Origin of the sequence: Halosaccharopolyspora lacisalsi, assembly GCF_014137975.1 — a bacterium.
GTDB lineage: Bacteria > Actinomycetota > Actinomycetes > Mycobacteriales > Pseudonocardiaceae > Halosaccharopolyspora > Halosaccharopolyspora lacisalsi.
Map to the genome: position 1 here is coordinate 1,051,077 of NZ_JACGWZ010000001.1, position 15,699 is coordinate 1,066,775.

15 protein-coding genes are annotated in these 15,699 nt (G+C 70.4%); 12 read left to right on the forward strand and 3 right to left on the reverse strand.

The features are described 5' to 3' along the window. Positions 1–8 precede the first annotated feature (8 nt). The 3 genes from FHX42_RS05100 to FHX42_RS05110 are packed head-to-tail and all read left to right on the forward strand — an operon-like array spanning position 9 to position 4,528. Positions 9–2,756: a DEAD/DEAH box helicase gene (locus FHX42_RS05100; RefSeq protein WP_182542964.1), complete on the forward strand. Its 2,748-nt coding sequence runs from the start codon at positions 9–11 to the stop codon at positions 2,754–2,756. A gap of 37 nt (positions 2,757–2,793) precedes the next feature. Next, positions 2,794–3,261, forward strand: coding sequence for a DUF4333 domain-containing protein (locus FHX42_RS05105; protein WP_182542965.1), 468 nt, complete (start codon positions 2,794–2,796; stop codon positions 3,259–3,261). A gap of 43 nt (positions 3,262–3,304) precedes the next feature. Further along, entirely contained in the window at positions 3,305–4,528 is a 1,224-nt protein-coding gene (locus FHX42_RS05110; RefSeq protein WP_220479502.1) for a GNAT family N-acetyltransferase, read from the forward strand. A gap of 57 nt (positions 4,529–4,585) precedes the next feature. On the opposite strand, the gene FHX42_RS05115 is transcribed toward FHX42_RS05110, so the two are convergent. Both FHX42_RS05115 and FHX42_RS05120 read right to left on the reverse strand, forming a co-directional pair. Beyond that, on the reverse strand, positions 4,586–5,530 hold the full coding sequence (locus FHX42_RS05115) for a 5'-3' exonuclease (protein WP_182543525.1): 945 nt from the start codon (positions 5,528–5,530) through the stop codon (positions 4,586–4,588). A gap of 56 nt (positions 5,531–5,586) precedes the next feature. Further along, positions 5,587–5,817 (reverse strand): hypothetical protein, encoded by a 231-nt coding sequence (locus FHX42_RS05120; protein ID WP_182542967.1) that lies wholly within the window; start codon positions 5,815–5,817, stop codon positions 5,587–5,589. 176 nt (positions 5,818–5,993) lie between these two features. Between FHX42_RS05120 and FHX42_RS05125 the strand changes: the two genes are divergently transcribed. The 9 genes from FHX42_RS05125 to FHX42_RS05165 all read left to right on the forward strand — a co-directional run bounded on the left by FHX42_RS05125 (position 5,994) and on the right by FHX42_RS05165 (position 14,112). Further along, complete coding sequence (locus FHX42_RS05125; protein ID WP_182542968.1) at positions 5,994–6,755, forward strand: DeoR/GlpR family DNA-binding transcription regulator; 762 nt, start codon at positions 5,994–5,996, stop codon at positions 6,753–6,755. Continuing rightward, positions 6,752–7,693, forward strand: a complete 942-nt coding sequence (pfkB, locus tag FHX42_RS05130) for a 1-phosphofructokinase (RefSeq protein ID WP_182542969.1) — start codon at positions 6,752–6,754, stop codon at positions 7,691–7,693. Before FHX42_RS05125 ends, pfkB begins: the two co-directional genes overlap by 4 nt. After that, positions 7,690–8,142: a PTS sugar transporter subunit IIA gene (locus FHX42_RS05135; RefSeq protein WP_182542970.1), complete on the forward strand. Its 453-nt coding sequence runs from the start codon at positions 7,690–7,692 to the stop codon at positions 8,140–8,142. Before pfkB ends, FHX42_RS05135 begins: the two co-directional genes overlap by 4 nt. After that, on the forward strand, positions 8,139–9,605 hold the full coding sequence (locus FHX42_RS05140) for a PTS fructose transporter subunit IIC (protein WP_182542971.1): 1,467 nt from the start codon (positions 8,139–8,141) through the stop codon (positions 9,603–9,605). The genes FHX42_RS05135 and FHX42_RS05140 overlap by 4 nt, the downstream gene beginning before the upstream one ends. A gap of 13 nt (positions 9,606–9,618) precedes the next feature. Beyond that, on the forward strand, positions 9,619–9,918 hold the full coding sequence (locus FHX42_RS05145) for an HPr family phosphocarrier protein (RefSeq protein ID WP_182542972.1): 300 nt from the start codon (positions 9,619–9,621) through the stop codon (positions 9,916–9,918). A gap of 20 nt (positions 9,919–9,938) precedes the next feature. Further along, on the forward strand, positions 9,939–11,489 hold the full coding sequence (locus tag FHX42_RS05150) for a glycoside hydrolase family 32 protein (protein ID WP_182542973.1): 1,551 nt from the start codon (positions 9,939–9,941) through the stop codon (positions 11,487–11,489). Between the two features lie 169 nt (positions 11,490–11,658). Next, positions 11,659–12,438 carry an MFS transporter gene (locus tag FHX42_RS05155; protein ID WP_182542974.1) on the forward strand — a complete coding sequence of 260 codons (780 nt, stop codon included), beginning with the start codon at positions 11,659–11,661 and terminating at the stop codon, positions 12,436–12,438. Between the two features lie 58 nt (positions 12,439–12,496). After that, on the forward strand, positions 12,497–13,648 hold the full coding sequence (locus FHX42_RS05160) for a M24 family metallopeptidase (RefSeq protein WP_182542975.1): 1,152 nt from the start codon (positions 12,497–12,499) through the stop codon (positions 13,646–13,648). Positions 13,649–13,671: 23 nt separating this feature from the next. After that, a complete protein-coding gene (locus FHX42_RS05165) occupies positions 13,672–14,112 on the forward strand; it encodes an Lrp/AsnC family transcriptional regulator (protein ID WP_182543526.1) in 441 nt (146 codons plus the stop codon). A 385-nt stretch (positions 14,113–14,497) separates the two neighbouring features. Here the strand turns inward: FHX42_RS05165 and FHX42_RS05170 are convergent, their stop codons facing one another. After that, entirely contained in the window at positions 14,498–15,442 is a 945-nt protein-coding gene (locus tag FHX42_RS05170; protein ID WP_328795908.1) for a GDSL-type esterase/lipase family protein, read from the reverse strand. Positions 15,443–15,699: the final 257 nt, after the last annotated feature.

Consider the following 15,699-nt stretch of genomic DNA (forward strand, 5'->3'; position numbering starts at 1 on the left):
CCGCGAGGATGACACCGGCCGAGTCCTACACGGCCCATCGGCGCCGTACCGCCCACCCGCAGCTGGCGGGATTCGCCGAGCAGATGTCCTTCGAGCTCGACTCGTTCCAGCGCACCGCCTGCCAGGCCCTGGAATCCGGCCACGGCGTGCTGGTGTGCGCACCGACCGGTGCGGGCAAGACCGTGGTCGGGGAGTTCGCCGTGCACATGGCCCTGGCGGAGGGGCGCAAGTGCTTCTACACGACCCCGATCAAGGCGCTGTCCAACCAGAAGTACGCCGACCTGTGCCAGCGCCACGGCAGCGAGGCGGTGGGGCTGCTCACCGGCGACACCTCCATCAACGGTGAGGCCCAGGTGGTGGTGATGACCACCGAGGTGCTGCGCAACATGCTGTACGCGGGGTCGAGCACCATCGACCAGCTCGGCTACGTCGTCATGGACGAGGTGCACTACCTGGCCGACCGGTTCCGCGGCGCGGTCTGGGAGGAAGTGATCCTGCACCTGCCGGAGTACGTGCAGCTGGCGAGCCTGTCGGCCACCGTGAGCAACGCCGAGGAGTTCGGCGAGTGGTTGGTCGAGGTCCGCGGGGACACCACGGTCGTGGTCGACGAGCACCGTCCGGTGCCGCTGTGGCAGCACATGCTCGTCGGGTCCCGCATGTTCGACCTCTTCGGAGGGGAGACCGACAACCGCGAGCTCAAGATCAACCCGAACCTGGTGCGGCACACCCAGGAGCTCTCCCGCGTGCACAGCCCGCCTCGCGGGTCCAAGGGCGGACCGAACGGCAAGAACAAGCCGCGCGGGTCGAAGTTCTTCGCGCCTTCGCGAGTCGACGTCCTCGACGGGCTCAACTCCTCCGGCCTGCTGCCCGCGATCGTGTTCATCTTCAGTCGCGCCGGTTGCGACGCGGCCGTGAGCCAGTGCGTCCGGGCGGGACTGCGCCTGACCTCGGAGGCGGAGCTGGCCGAGATCCGCGAGGTCGTCGAGGAACGCACCAGCAACCTGCCCGAGGACGATCTGGAGGTCCTCGGGTACTGGGAGTGGCGCGAGGCGCTGGAACGCGGGGTGGGAGCGCACCACGCGGGCCTGCTGCCCGCTTTCAAGGAGACCGTGGAGGAGCTGTTCGTACGCGGCCTGGTCAAGGCCGTGTTCGCCACCGAGACGCTCGCGCTGGGCATCAACATGCCCGCCCGCACGGTCGTGCTGGAGCGGCTGGTCAAGTTCAACGGCGAGGCCCACGTCGACCTCAGCCCGGGCGAGTACACCCAGCTCACCGGTCGCGCGGGCAGGCGCGGGATCGACGTCGAGGGTCACGCGGTGGTCGTGTGGAAGCCGGGCATGGACCCCAAGCAGGTCGCCGGGCTGGCCTCCACCCGTACCTATCCGCTGCGCTCCTCGTTCCGCCCCGGATACAACATGGCCGTCAACCTGGTCAACAGAGTGGGGACCGAGCAGGCCCGGGAGCTGCTGGAGCAGTCCTTCGCGCAGTTCCAGGCCGACCGCTCCGTGGTGGGGATGTCCCGCCGCGTCGAGCGCAACTCGGAGGCCCTCGAGGGCTACGCGGAGTCGATGCACTGCGAGCTCGGTGACTTCGAGGAGTACTTCCAGCTGCGGCGGCGGATTTCCGAGCGCGAGAAGTACCTGTCCAAGCAGAACAAGGCCTCTCAGCGGGCAGAGGCCGCGAAGTCGCTGGAGTCCCTGCGCAAGGGCGATGTGATCGCGATTCCGGCCGGGCGCAGGGCCGGGCTGGCCGTGGTGATCGATCCGGGGCTGGAGCCGATGAACGAGCCCCGGCCGCTGGTGGTCACACAGGACCGCTGGTCCGGACGTGTCTCGGTCGCCGACTTCACCACGCCGGTGCAGCCGCTGGGCAAGCTCAAGCTGCCCAAGCACGTCGACACCCGTTCACCGAAGTCGCGTCGCGATCTGGCCTCCTCGCTGCGCAACACCGATATCACGCCGCCGTCCGGGCGGAAGAAGCGAAGTTCCGACACCGGCGACGACGAGGAACTGGCGAGCCTGCGGCGGGCCATGCGCTCCCACCCCTGCCACGGCTGCGACGACCGGGAGAGCCACGCTCGGTGGGCGGAGCGCTACGAGCGGTTGCGCAGCGAGACCGAGGGGTTGCGCCGCAAGGTCGCCGCGACGACCCACTCGTTGGCCCGCTCCTTCGACCGGATCACCGCGCTGCTGACCGAGCGGGGATACCTGGCCGACGAGCAGCAGGACGAGGACTCGGTCACCGAGTACGGCAAGCGGCTGTCGCGGCTCTACAGCGAGTCGGACCTGCTGGCCGCCGAGTGCCTGCGCGAGGAGACCTGGCGGGGACTGGAACCGGCCGAGCTCGCGGCGGTGGTTTCCTCGCTGGTCTACGAGTCGCGGCGCGAGGGGGCGATGGCTCCGCAGGTTCCCTCGGGCTCGGTGAGCGATGCGCTGGATGCCACCTGGCGGCTGTGGGCCGAGCTGGAGGACGACGAGCGCAGGCACAAGATCGATCGCACCCGGGAACCGGACCCCGGATTCGCGTGGCCGGTGTTTCGGTGGGCGCGTGGCGAGTCGCTGGAGCGGGTGCTCACGGCCGCGGAGTCGACCGGCAACGAGCTCTCCGCCGGGGACTTCGTCCGGTGGTGTCGTCAGGTGATCGACCTGCTGGACCAGGTCCGCGACGTCGTCGGCACGGCCGATCCGGTCGGTGGCGCGGCGGCCAAGGCCGTGACCGCCATCCGCCGCGGTGTCGTGGCCGCGGGAGCGGTGTAGGGCCGTTCGACACTCGGGTCGTCACTCGGGTGGGTGAATGTGGTTGGATCTGGCGGCGACGTCGATCCGGGAGGCGCACATGAGCACCCCGTACGGTCCTCCACCGGGAACTCCGCCGCCGGCTCCGTACGGACCGTCCACGGGAGTACCCGCCGAGGGCGGTTTCTACGAGCCGGCTCCGCGGCGGAGACGGTCGCCGCTGCGCTGGGTGCTGGTCGGGATCGGAGTGCTCGGCGTCCTCGCGGTGCTGTTCCTCGGTTTCGTCGCGCCGGGATGGTTCTCGCGCACGGTGTTCGACGCGGGTGCGGTGCAGCAGGGTGTCGAACGCACGCTGAAGGACTCCTACGGCATCCGGGGCGTCGGCACGGTGACGTGCCCGCCGGGTCAGCCGGTCGAGCCGTCCCACGCCTTCGACTGCCGGGTCCGCGTCGGCGGTCAGCAGCGGACCGTCACCGTCACGGTCACCGACGACAGGGGAACCTACCGGGTCGGAAGGCCGGAGTGAGAAAGCCGAAATCGATTCGAATCGGCGAGCGTTCCTCGGCATCATGGTGAGCGTGACCGACCACGACGTACGGCCGTTGGCCGAGACCGAATACCGCGACGCGCACACGCTGTTCATGGCAGCCCTGCATCGTCCCCCGGCCACGGAAGGCGACTGGCCCGCCCTGGTGGCGCGCTACGAGACCGGCAGGGTCTGGGGGGACTTCCTCGGCGACGAACTCGCGGGCACGACGACGTCGTTGCCCAGCTCGCTGAGCGTTCCCGGCGGAGCGGTGCTGCCCGCGGCGGCCGTGACCGGCGTGGGGGTGCGGGCCGACCGGACCCGGCGCGGCGTGCTCACCTCGATGATGCGTTCCCAGCTGGAGGACGTGCGGGAGCGGGGCGAGCCGCTGGCGATGCTGCACGCCTCGGAGACGGGGATCTACGGTCGTTTCGGTTACGGCGTGGCCAGTCGGACCCGCACCGTCTCGTTGGACACCCACCGAGCGATCCTGGCCCCCACCGCGCCTTCCGGGGGAGACGTGCGGCTGCTCGGGGTCGCCGAGGCGCGCAAGATCCTGCCGGAGATCTACGAGCGGATCGGTGCCGCACGCCCGGGCGCCATCGCCCGCACCCCGGGATGGTGGGACACCCGGCTGCTCACGGGCGCGGAGGGAGAGCAGCTCAGGGTCGCCGTGCACTCCGACGCCGACGGCATCGACGACGGCTTCGCGCTGTGGAACACCCGGATCAACGATCACCGTTTCGACAACGGCGTGTGCACGTTGCAGGTCAGTGATCTTCGTGGGGGCGACGCCGCGGCCGCGGTGGGGCTGTGGCGGTTCCTGCTGAACCTGGATCTGGCCAACGTGATCCTCGCGGCCGATCGCCCGCTCGACGAACCCCTCGAGTGGTGGTTGGCCGACAGCAGGCAGTGCCGCGTGCGGGGCGTGCACGACGATCTGTGGCTGCGGCTGGTCGACGTTCCCACGGCGCTGGCGGCCCGCGCCTACGGGGCGGCCGAGCCGGTCGTGGTCGAGGTGCGGGACGCGTTCCTGCCGTCGAACTCGGGGTGCTACCGCCTCGCTCCGGAAGGTGCGCGGCGGTGCGAGGACCGGCCACAGCTGACCGTGGACGCCGACATGCTCGGGGCTCTGTACCTGGGTGACGTCAGCGTTGCCACCCTGGCGGCGGCCAACCGCGTCACCGTCCACGACGACGCGGCCGTGGAGACGGCGGACCGCCTGCTGGCGACATCGGGGGTTCCCTGGTGCGGCACGGGCTTCTGAGCGGGTTCCCCGGGCCGCTGAGCCGGGGCGTCACCCGGTTTCGCGCGAAACTGCGTTCTACTCGCGTGAAGGGACGTCCGCGGCCGTTCTCAGCGCCGTGACCAAACGATCCACCGAACGGCCCAGGTTCCAGTGCTCTCGCAACGCGGCGACTCGATCGGGGGCGGCCGGGGAGTCCGGCAGGTGGTCGTCGGAATGGTCGCGGACCACGTTCGCGTCGCGGACCACGCGCACGACCTCGGTGGCGGCGGTGAGGTAGTCGTCGGCCTCGGCGAGCTTGGTCCGCTGGCGTGCCGTCAGCCGCCGATCCCCGGCCTCGGCGGCCAGCACCGCTTCGAGGGAGCCGAACTGCGTGATCAGCTTCGCCGCCGTCTTCTCCCCGATGCCGGCCACTCCGGGCAGGCCGTCGGAGGGATCGCCGCGCAACACCGCCATCTCCGCGTAGGCCGCACCCGCGCGTTCGACGGGCAGGTCGTAGCGCTCGGCGAGTTCGGCGGGGCCGTAGTCCTGCACTTTGGACAGTCCGGCGCCGACGTAGACCACGCGCGTCCGCGTGGGTTCGTCGCGCACGAGTTGGAACAGGTCCCGGTCACCGGTGATGACCTCGACGTCGTCGTGGTGCTCCCGTTCCACGAGGGTGCCCAGCACGTCGTCGGCTTCGAGTCCCTCGGCCTCGGCCGTGGTCAGCCCCAGCGCCCGCAGCAGCTCCAGGACGATCGGGATCTGCGGGCCCAGCGCGTCCGGGACCTCCTCGGCTGCGCCGTCGCCGGCCTCGGCGACGCGGTGCGCCTTGTACGAGGGCAGAGCCGCGACGCGAAACCGCGGTCGCCAGTCGTCGTCCAGGCAGACCACGAGCCGCGTCGGGCGCCGGTCGGTGATCAGTCGCGCGAGCATGTCGCAGAACCCGCGCACGGCGTTGACCGGTGTGCCGTCGGCCGCAGTCAGCGACTCCGGCAGGGCATAGTAGGACCGGAACCACAGTCCGGCGGCGTCGACCACCATCACACGACCCGTCACGCTCCAAGCCTGCCACGTCCGCGCCCGGACTCATGAGCGGGTCATGTCGCCACCGCTCTGTGCTGGGGTACGCCGGGATCGGTGGAGCGCACGTTCAGGTACCGACCTGCGCACTCGCAGCGCGGGCAGGTGCAGTGCCGTCGGATGAGCTCCACCGTGTTCACGGTCTCGATCTCGGGTGCGGACCACTGGTGCTGGTCGTCCTCGCACCGGCACGTCGTGGTCTCGGTCGATTCGTCGCTGGAGATCTCGGCTCCGGCCTGTCTACTCATGGGCAAGCCCTTCGTGGCCGCACGGTTCCTTTCGATGGTGCGTTCTCGCAGCGCAGCGTGCATCTCGGCGGGCGGAGTCGTTGCCCGGCCCCTCCCGGGGGCGATTGTGACCTTGACAACACCACGACAGTGGGCACAATCAGGCGATAACAAACATCGACCGGAGGAAAACGGGCATGTACGGAGCCGAGCGCCGACAACTGCTGGTGCGGCGAGCGCGGCAGGACGGCCGCGTCGACGTCGGTAACGCGGCGGGGGAGTTCGACGTCGCCCCCGAGACGATCCGCCGCGATCTGGGTGTGCTGGAGCGGCAGGGCCTGCTGCGGCGGGTCTACGGCGGTGCCATGCCCGTCGAGCGGCTCGACTTCGAACCCGCCGTCCCCCAACGGGACCGGACCAACGCCGCGGAGAAGGACCGCATCGCCCGTGCCGCCGTGGAGCTGCTGCCCGAGCGGGGCACCCTGCTGCTGGACGCGGGTACGACCACCAGCAGGCTAGCGGGACTGCTTCCCGCCGACCGGGAACTGACCGTGGTCACCAATTCCCTGCCTGCGGCCAATCAGCTCGCCCATCGCTCCCACTGCGACCTGCACCTAATCGGCGGGCGCGTGCGGACCACCACGCTGGCCGCCGTCGAGGCGTGGGCCTTGCGGACCCTGGACGGGCTCACCATCGACATCGGCTTCTTCGGTGCGAACGGCTTCTCCGCCACTCGTGGCTGCACTACACCCGACAGTGCCGAGAGCGCGGTGAAGGCGGCGATGGTTCGGGCGTGCCGCAGACGCGCTCTGTTGGTCGACCACGGAAAGTACGGCGACGACCAGTTCAGCCGGTTTGCCGAGATCGATGAGATCGACGTGCTGGTCACCGACGGCGGGCTCGACGAGCAGGCGGTCGCGGAACTGAAGGACACCGCCGCTGAGGTGGTGCTGGCATGATCGTGACCGTCACACCGAACCCGAGCCTGGATCGGACGGTGCGGCTCGACGAGCTGGTGCGCGGCGGTGTCCACCGAGCCGGGCAGGCGTACCTGGACCCCGGTGGCAAGGGAGTCAACGTATCCCGTGCCCTGGTGGCAGCCGGGCGTGCGAGCGTGGCGATCCTGCCCACCGGAGGTGCGGAGGGGACGCGACTGGCCGAGCTGCTGGCGCCGGAGACCGTGCCGGTGGTGGAGGTCCCGGTCGCCACCGCGACCCGGAGCAACCTGACGCTGGTGGAGTCCGACGGCACCACGACCAAGCTCAACGAGCCCGGTGGCGAGCTGACCGCCGCCGAACTGTCCGCCCTGCGGCGGCGCACCGGTGACCTCGCCGCCCAAGCTGACTGGGTGATCACCGCCGGCAGCCTCCCGGAGGGATGTCCGGACGAGCTGCACGGCCGTCTCGTGTACGGGGCCCGTGCGGCGGGCACGCGTGTGGCCGTCGACGCGTCGGGACCGGCGTTGCGGCACGCGTGCCGTTCCTTCCCGGACCTGATCACACCGAACCTGGGCGAGCTGTCCGATTTGGTCGGCAGGCGGCTGGACCGACTCGGTGATGTCGTCGACGTGGCCCGCGGCCTCCGACGTGACGGCGTGGGATCGGTCCTGGTCAGCCTCGGCGCCGACGGAGCCCTGCTGGTCGAGGAGGCGGGCAGCTGGCACGGCACCGGCACCGGAGTCGTACGCAGCACCGTCGGCGCGGGCGACGCCCTGCTGGCGGGTTTCCTGCTCGCGGGTGCCGAGGGACCGCGGGCACTGCGGCACGCGGTCGCCTACGGGACCGCGGCCGTCGGCCTTCCCGGCAGCCGGATGCCCACACCCGACGACGCGTCGCCCAGCGAGGTGCGCGTGACCGATGTCGACGAAGCACTCAGTCTCACCGGAGCGATCCCATGACCACCGAACTGATCACGTCCGAACTCGTCGATCTCGACCTCGTCGGGCCGGATCGCGCCTCCGTGGTGCGTTCCCTGGCCGAACGCCTGGTCGCCGAGGGGCGGGTCACCGACATCGAGCGGTTCCTCGCCGACGTCGACGCCCGCGAGCAGCAGATGGCCACGGGCATGGAGGGAGGTATCGGGATCCCGCACTGCCGGTCGGAGGCGGTGACCGCGCCGACGCTGGCGTTCGGCCGCAGCCGCCCCGGTGTGGACTTCGGTGCCGAGGACGGCCCGGCCCACCTCGTCTTCCTCATCGCGGCGCCGCAGCACGGCGACTCCGATCACCTGGCGGTGCTGGCCGCTCTGGCGCGCCGACTGATGCGGGACGAGTTCACGCGGACGCTGTTGGACGCCACCGATTCCTCGGCGGTGGCCGAGTACGTGCGCGAGGAGGTCACGCCGTGAGAGTCGTCGCCGTCACCGCGTGCCCCACGGGCATTGCACACACCTACATGGCCGCCGAGGCCCTCGAACAGGCCGCGAAGGCCACCGGTGACGAGATCCTGGTGGAGACGCAGGGATCGGCCGGATCGACGGCGCTGTCGGCCTCCGACGTCCGGGACGCCGACGCCGTGATCCTCGCCGCCGACGTCGGGGTCACCGACCGGGAGCGCTTCGCGTCCAAACCCGTCGTGGAGGGCACCGTCAAGCAGGCCATCAACGATGCCGCCGGCCTGATCGAGCGGGCCAGGGACGCGGCCGGTCGGCATCCCGCCTCCGCCGGAGCGGGGACACCGTCCGAGCCGGAACCGGAGAGCGGGGAAGTGGCCGGAACCGGATTCGGCACCCGGTTGCGGCAGTGGCTGATGACCGGGGTCAGCTACGTGATTCCCTTCGTGGCCGCGGGCGGACTGCTGATCGCCCTGAGCTTCGCGATCGGTGGTTACCAGATCACCGAAGCACCGGACGTCACCGAGCGGTTCGATCCCGCGAGCCTGACGAGCTGGGCGGCGCTGGCCAACCAGGTCGGCTCCGCCGCGTTCGAGTTCCTCGTACCCGTGCTGGCCGGGTTCATCGCCTTCGCCATGGCCGACCGGCCCGCACTGGCGCCCGGGTTCGTGGGCGGTGCCGCCGCCGTCGCCGTCGACGCGGGATTCCTGGGCGGACTCGTGGCCGGACTGCTGGCGGGTGCCGTCGTGGGAGGGCTGCGCCGGATCAGGGTCCCGCGCGCGGTGGCCGGAATCATGCCCGTGGTGGTGTTGCCGTTCCTCGGCTCTCTCATCGTCGGCGGCCTGATGTTCGTGCTGTTGGGCGCACCGATCGCGGCGGCGATGACGGCTCTGACGGGCTGGCTCAACGGTCTGACCGGCGTCAGCGCCCTGCTGCTCGGCGCCCTGCTCGGCGGGATGATCGCCGTCGACGCCGGAGGACCGATCAACAAGGTCGCCTACACCTTCGCCGTCGGCGGGCTGACCACCGGCAGCGACACGGCACTGCAGATCATGGCCGCCGTGATGGGCGCGGGCATGGTGCCGCCGTTGGCGCTGGCCCTGGCCGCGACCGTGCGCGGATCCTCCTTCAGCCGTGCGGAGCGGGAGAGCTCCCGGCCCGCTTGGCTGCTGGGGGCGTCGTTCATCACCGAGGGCGCGATCCCGTTCGCAGCGGCCGACCCGCTGCGGGTCATCCCCTCCGCGGTGCTCGGTTCGGCCACCACCGGAGCCCTGTCCATGGCCTTCGGAGCCACCCTCCGGGCGCCGCACGGCGGGGTGTTCGTGCTGCCACTGGTGGGAGACCCCCTGCTGTACTTCCTCGCGATCGTGGCGGGCGTGCTCGTGTCCGCGTTGGCGGTGCTGGTCGCCAAGCGGATCGGGCGAGCACCCCGCAGCGCCGAGTCCGCTCCCGTCGAATCGTCCGCGGTCACCGTCTGAAGAGGAGAGCACGATGCCGTCTCGCCGCGCCACCGTCGCCGCCAAGGTCGGGCTCCACGCCCGGCCCGCCGCGATGCTGGCCAAATTCGCGGGAGCGCAGGACTTCCGCGTCACCATCGCCAAGGTCGAACGGGGCTATCCCGGCTCCCCGGTCGACGCCGGTAGCGTGCTCGGGCTCATGGGCTTGGGCGCCGAACAGGGCGACGAGGTCGAGCTCGACTCGGAGGGCCCCGACGCCGAGAACGCGCTGGACCAGCTCGTGGCCCTGCTGGAACGCGACCTGGACGACGAACCTGCCCCCACCGACGGCTGAACGAGCGAAAGGAAACGATCATGGAACTTTCTGAACAAGGCGGACAGTTCGGGCGACGCGGGTTCCTCGTCGGTGCGGGGACACTACTCGGACTGGGCCTGACGACGGTACCGACGTGGGCCGGAGCACGGGCACCGCACGCGAGTGCGGCGAACACTCCACAGTGGAGGCCCGACGTCCACTTCACCCCGCACCGCAACTGGATGAATGATCCGAACGGGCTGGTGTACTTCCGAGGCGAGTACCACCTGTTCTTCCAGCACAACCCGGAAGGCATCGAGCACGCCAACCTCAGCTGGGGCCATGCCGTGAGCACCGATCTGACCAACTGGCAGGAATTGCCGGTGGCACTGGAACCCGACGAGCTCGGTGAGATCTTCTCCGGCAGTGCCGTGGTCGACCACGACGACACCAGCGGGTTCTTCGGCGGCCACGCGGGTCTGGTCGCCTTCTACACCAGCGCGGGCGAGACGCAGCAGCAGAGCATCGCCCACAGCAGCGACAACGGGCGCACCTGGACGAAGTACGCGGGCAATCCGGTGATCGCCAACCCCGGCCTGGAGGACTTCCGCGACCCGAAGGTCATCCGGCACGAGCCGACGGGCAGGTGGGTCATGATGGTGGCCGCCGGGGACCGCATCGTCTTCTACGGCTCGCGGGACCTGGTGCACTGGGACCAGCTCAGCGAGTTCGGCGTCGGCCACGGTGCCCACGGTGGTGTGTGGGAGTGCCCGGACCTGTTCGAACTTCCCGTGGACGGGGATCCCAAACGCCGCAGGTGGGTGCTGATCGTGAGCACCGGCTCGGGTGGACCGGCCGGAGGTTCGGCCGCACAGTACTTCCTGGGCGACTTCGACGGCACCACGTTCACCAACGACAACCCGGCCGAGGAGGTCCGCTGGGTCGACAAGGGCGCGGACTTCTACGCGCCGCAGTCGTGGTCGAACTCCCCACATGGGAGTCGGGTCTGGCTGGGCTGGATGAGCAACTGGAACTACGCCAAGCAGGTCCCCACCCACCCGTGGCGCGGTGCCATGACGATGCCCCGCGAGGTCGGACTGACCGAGAGCGGTACGGGGGTGCGGCTGTCCCAACGGCCCGTCGACGAGCTTCGGCGGCGTCGCGGGCGCGTCAGGCGCTGGAGTGGCGTGGTGGGGCGGGACGAGGTGCCCGAGTTCTCCGGATCCGTTCTCGACGTCGTGGCCGAGTTCCGCCTCGACACGGCCGACTCGTTCGGCTTCGACGCCTTCGCCGGGCGTGACCAGCACACGCGCATCGGCTACGACGTGCGGGCGGGTGAGCTGTTCGTCGACCGCACGGAATCCGGACGAGTGCGGGTGGCCGAGGGTTTTCCCGCACGCCACGCCGTCGCGCTGGAGCCCGAGGGCACAACGGTGCGCCTGCGGATACTGCTCGATCGGTGCAGCGTCGAGGTGTTCGGCGGGGCCGGTTCCGCGGTGCTCACCGATCTGGTCTTTCCGGAGGAGGAGGGCGACCGGCTTCGCCCGTTCGCCACCGGTGGAAGCGCGCACCTCACTTCCCTGGAGGTCTTCGACCTCGACCGGCCGTGAGGGACGACTGATCTCTTCCGGTCGCGGTGTCCGCTCGTGGGACACCACGCTGTGGTGAGCGCGTCGTTGTGGCGGTGTGAGTGCCACAACGACGCGCTCACCCCGAGCCGCTGACCACGGGGCCCGGCGGGAAGACCTCGGTCAGGCGGACTGCATGGCCTGAGCCTTCATGGCTCGGCAGCAGCTCGCGCAGAGTTTGAGCATCTCCGCGGCCTCGGTGCTCGTGCTGAACTCGGTGCTGTTCCTGGCGGCGCTGCTGGTCGTTATCGGAACACCACACCGGAGCGCTCCGAAACCCGCGAGGGGATGTCGTGGAGAGCTCGACGAGGGGATTCGCTACCTGCGCGAGGACCGGTTGATCGCCGTGATCATCGTGCTGCTGCTGGTGACCAACATGCTCGACACGGCCCTCCTGGCCGTGTTCCTGCCCGTCTACACGGCGTCGATCCTGCACGATCCGGTGGCGCTCGGTGCGATCGTCGGTGTCATGGGGGCGACCGCGCTGCTCGGGAACCTCCTTTTCGGTTGGCTCGGGCACAGGGCCGGGGCGCGTCGTCTCGTGTTCACCGTGGCCTTCGCGGTCGGTGGTGTCTCGCCTCAGATCGTGCTGGCGCTGGAGGCCGAGTTACCGGTGATCCTGCTCGTGGTCGGCGTTTCGGGTACGGCCACCGGAGCGGTCAACCCGATACTCGCGGTGGTGACCTACGAACGGATTCCCGAGCGGATGCGCGGTCGTGTCCTGAGCCTGACCACGCTGGTGAGCCAAGGCGGCACCCCGCTGGGCGTGCTGGTCGGTGGGCTGCTGGTGGACGGCATCGGCCTTGTCCCCACGCTGTGGCTGACGGCGGGGTGCTATGCCACCGCGGTAGTCGTACCGGTGCTGCCCGTATTGCGTGAAATGAACGATCCGGCCCTCGCGACCGGGGAAGTGGCCGCGGGCCACCCCTGATCGTCTACCCGGCGGCGCCGTCACACCGGTGGCCGAGGGCGCCGTTTAGGCTGGGAGCATGTCCACCCATGCAACGAAGCAGGACCCCGACGTGCTCTCCGCCCGGCTCGAACGCGCCTCCGAGGCGGCGGCGCGGGCGGGCATCGACGCGCTGCTGATCTCTCCCGGTTCCGATCTGCGCTATCTCGTCGGAGCAGGTGGGGAGTCCTTCGAGCGGTTGAGCTGCCTGGTGCTCCCGGCGGCGGGCCGGGACGCGGCTCCCGCCCTGGTGGTGCCCAAGCTCGAGGAGCTCGGTTACGCCGACGTCCCCGCCGACAGGCTCGGCATCGACATGGTGACCTGGGTGGACGGTGAGAACCCGCACGGCATCGTCACCGACCTGGTGCACCGGGACGGGGCACCCGGCCGGGTCGCGGTGGCCGACGTGATGCCCGCGCTGCACACGATCCCCCTGCGCGATGCCATGCCCGGCGTCGAGCAGGTACTGGCCGGACCCGTGCTGCGGGAACTGCGGATGCGCAAGGACTCCGCCGAGATCGAGGCGCTGCGCCGTGCCGGAGCCGCGATCGACAGGGTGCACGCGCGGATGGGGGAGTTCCTCAAGGTCGGGCGCACCGAGGCCGAGGTCGGCGCGGACATCGGAGAGGCGATCGTGGCCGAGGGGCACCTGGAGGCCGAGTTCATCATCGTCGGTTCCGGTCCCAACGGCGCCAGCCCGCACCACGCGCTGTCCGACCGGGTGATCCAGGCCGGTGACGTCGTGGTCGTCGACATCGGCGGCCCGCTGCCCAACGGCTACAACTCCGACTGCACCCGCACCTACTCGCTCGGCGAGCCCGCCCGACCCGACGTGCGCGAGACCTACGCGATCCTCCAGTCAGCGCAACGGGCCGCGGTCGACGCCGTGCGGCCGGGGGCGACGCCCGCGACGATCGACGCGGCGGCCCGTGAGCCGATCGCCGCCGCCGGCTTCGGCGAGTACTTCGTGCACCGCACCGGTCACGGGATCGGCCTCGACGTGCACGAGGAGCCCTACGTGATGGGGGGCAACGAGCTGACGCTGGAGCCGGGGGTGGCCTTCAGCATCGAGCCCGGTATCTACCAGCAGGGCCACTGGGGCGCCCGCATCGAGGACATCGTCGTGGTCACCGACGACGGTGTCGAGAGCCTGAACAACCAGCCGCACGAGTTGGTGGTGCTACCGGCGTGAGCGAACGCGGTCCCCAAACCGACCTGGAACCCACCGACCGGGCCATTCTGCGCGAACTGGCCTCCAACGGCAGATGCAGTTTCACCGACCTCGGCGAACGGGTCGGGCTGAGCGTCTCGGCGGTGCACCAGCGGGTGCGCCGCCTGGAACAGCGCGGTGCCCTGCGAGGATACTCGGCCAGGATCGACGGGGAGTCGATCGGACTGCCGCTGACGGCGTTCATCTCGCTGACCCCGACAGATCCGGCCGCGCCGGACGACTACCCGCAGCGGTTGCAGCACCTCTCGGAGATCGAGTCGTGCTACTCGGTGGCCGGGGACGAGTCCTACATCCTGCAGGTGCGAGTGGCCTCCCCACTGGCCCTGGAGGAGCTGCTGCGCCGGATTCGCGAGGCGGCCCAGGTCTCCACGCGAACGACGGTCGTGCTGTCCACCCCCTTCGAGAACCGAGTCCCGGAAATTTGACGGTTTCCGGGACGGCCTGCTCAGGGCGCGGGTAGGGGAACCTCGGACGCCGCCCGCCCGCGGGCCCGGCCACCACCCCTCACGGAGGCGCCGCGCGCCACTGCGATGTTGGCTCCGGGATCTGACACATCGAGTAGGTACTACGCCCGCCCGTAACCCGGCCACCGCCCCCCCCCCGACGGAGGCGCTGCGCGCCGCAGCGCCTCCGTCGGGCTGCCCTCGCGAGGCGACGACTGAGAACCCCCGGCCGGTCGGGCTGCGTGCTTGGGAAGAAAGCGGCTTCGCCGCTTGCCTGACGACCGGTGGCGGCTATGCGGGTCGTCGCTCGGTCCGCCTGGGCTTCGACGGATCTCTTCGGAGCGGCTCGCGCAGCCGTGTGGTGGGGTCAGCGGTCGAGTCGTCGCGCGGCGACTTCGGGAGGTACCGCCCGCAGGTTGCCGCGCGGTCCCGGCAGACACACCGCCCGTGGGTTGGGCATGGCGAGGAAGTCGCTCAAGCACCGCGCGAGCTGGGCGTGCCCGGTGGCGTTGGCGTGGAAGGACTCCTGCATCGCGTGCGGCGCCCGCTTCTCCTCCTTGAGCGCCTGCCAGTCCACGGTCAACCGCGTGAACCACTCCTTCTCCGGATTGACCTTCCCGCCCGTGCAGGCCTCGTGCCCGTATCCGGCGTGGGAGAGGTCCAGGAAACGGGCGCCGACCTGGGCGGCCACCTCCCGCAGCCCCCGGGACAGCTGGGGCACGGCGGTGCCGCGCACCCACTTCACGTCACTGGTCAGCAGCGGGCATCCCGAGAGGTCCTGGAGTTCGGGTGGAATGCCCGGCCCCACGGGGGAGGCGTAGGACTGCACGATGAGCGAGTAGCTGTCGCGCGCGTAATCGGCACGGTCCATCACGGTGCGGATGTCGCGCAGTGCCTCGAGGACCTTGGGCTGCATCCGCTGAACCCGCTTCGGCCACTCCTCGCGCAACTGCGCGGCGCAACCTCCGGGCGCCCGGGTTGCCCAGGCGTTGACGCACTGGTTGAGCACGCCGATGAAGTTGGGATCGTCGTTGGCACCGACCTCGACGACGATGTTGGTGATCCGGTACCGCTCGGCGATGTCGGCCAGTCGGCGGGCCTGCGAGCCCTCGGGATGGTGCGGGCTGGGTTCCAGGCCCACCAGCTTGGCCTTGGCCCCCGAGCAGGCGAGGTTGATCCGTTCGACGTTGGGGGGAAGCCTGAGCTGGTGTGCGGCGGCGAGCGGTGACCGGTGACACCAGTTGCCGCCGCGCCCGTCGGTGCCGGGCACGTAGTTGCCGGTTCCCTCTCCGGACAGGGTGCTGTCGCCCATCGTGACCACCGCCGGCTGACGGGGTGGTGGTGGAGGGGGGATTTCGGGGATCGGCCGTCCGCTGACCAGGATGGCGAGCGCGACGATACAGCCGACCAACGAGAGTGTCGTGAGTCTCCGCATGTGCGCCCGCATCACCGTGCAGTCTATGGCCTTCGCCCGACGGTCGGATAAGCCACCGGCCGTGGTGGCGATAACGGTTCGACAGCGTTGCCACGGTCGTCCGGGGCGGTTTGCCCGCACCGGGATACTGAGTT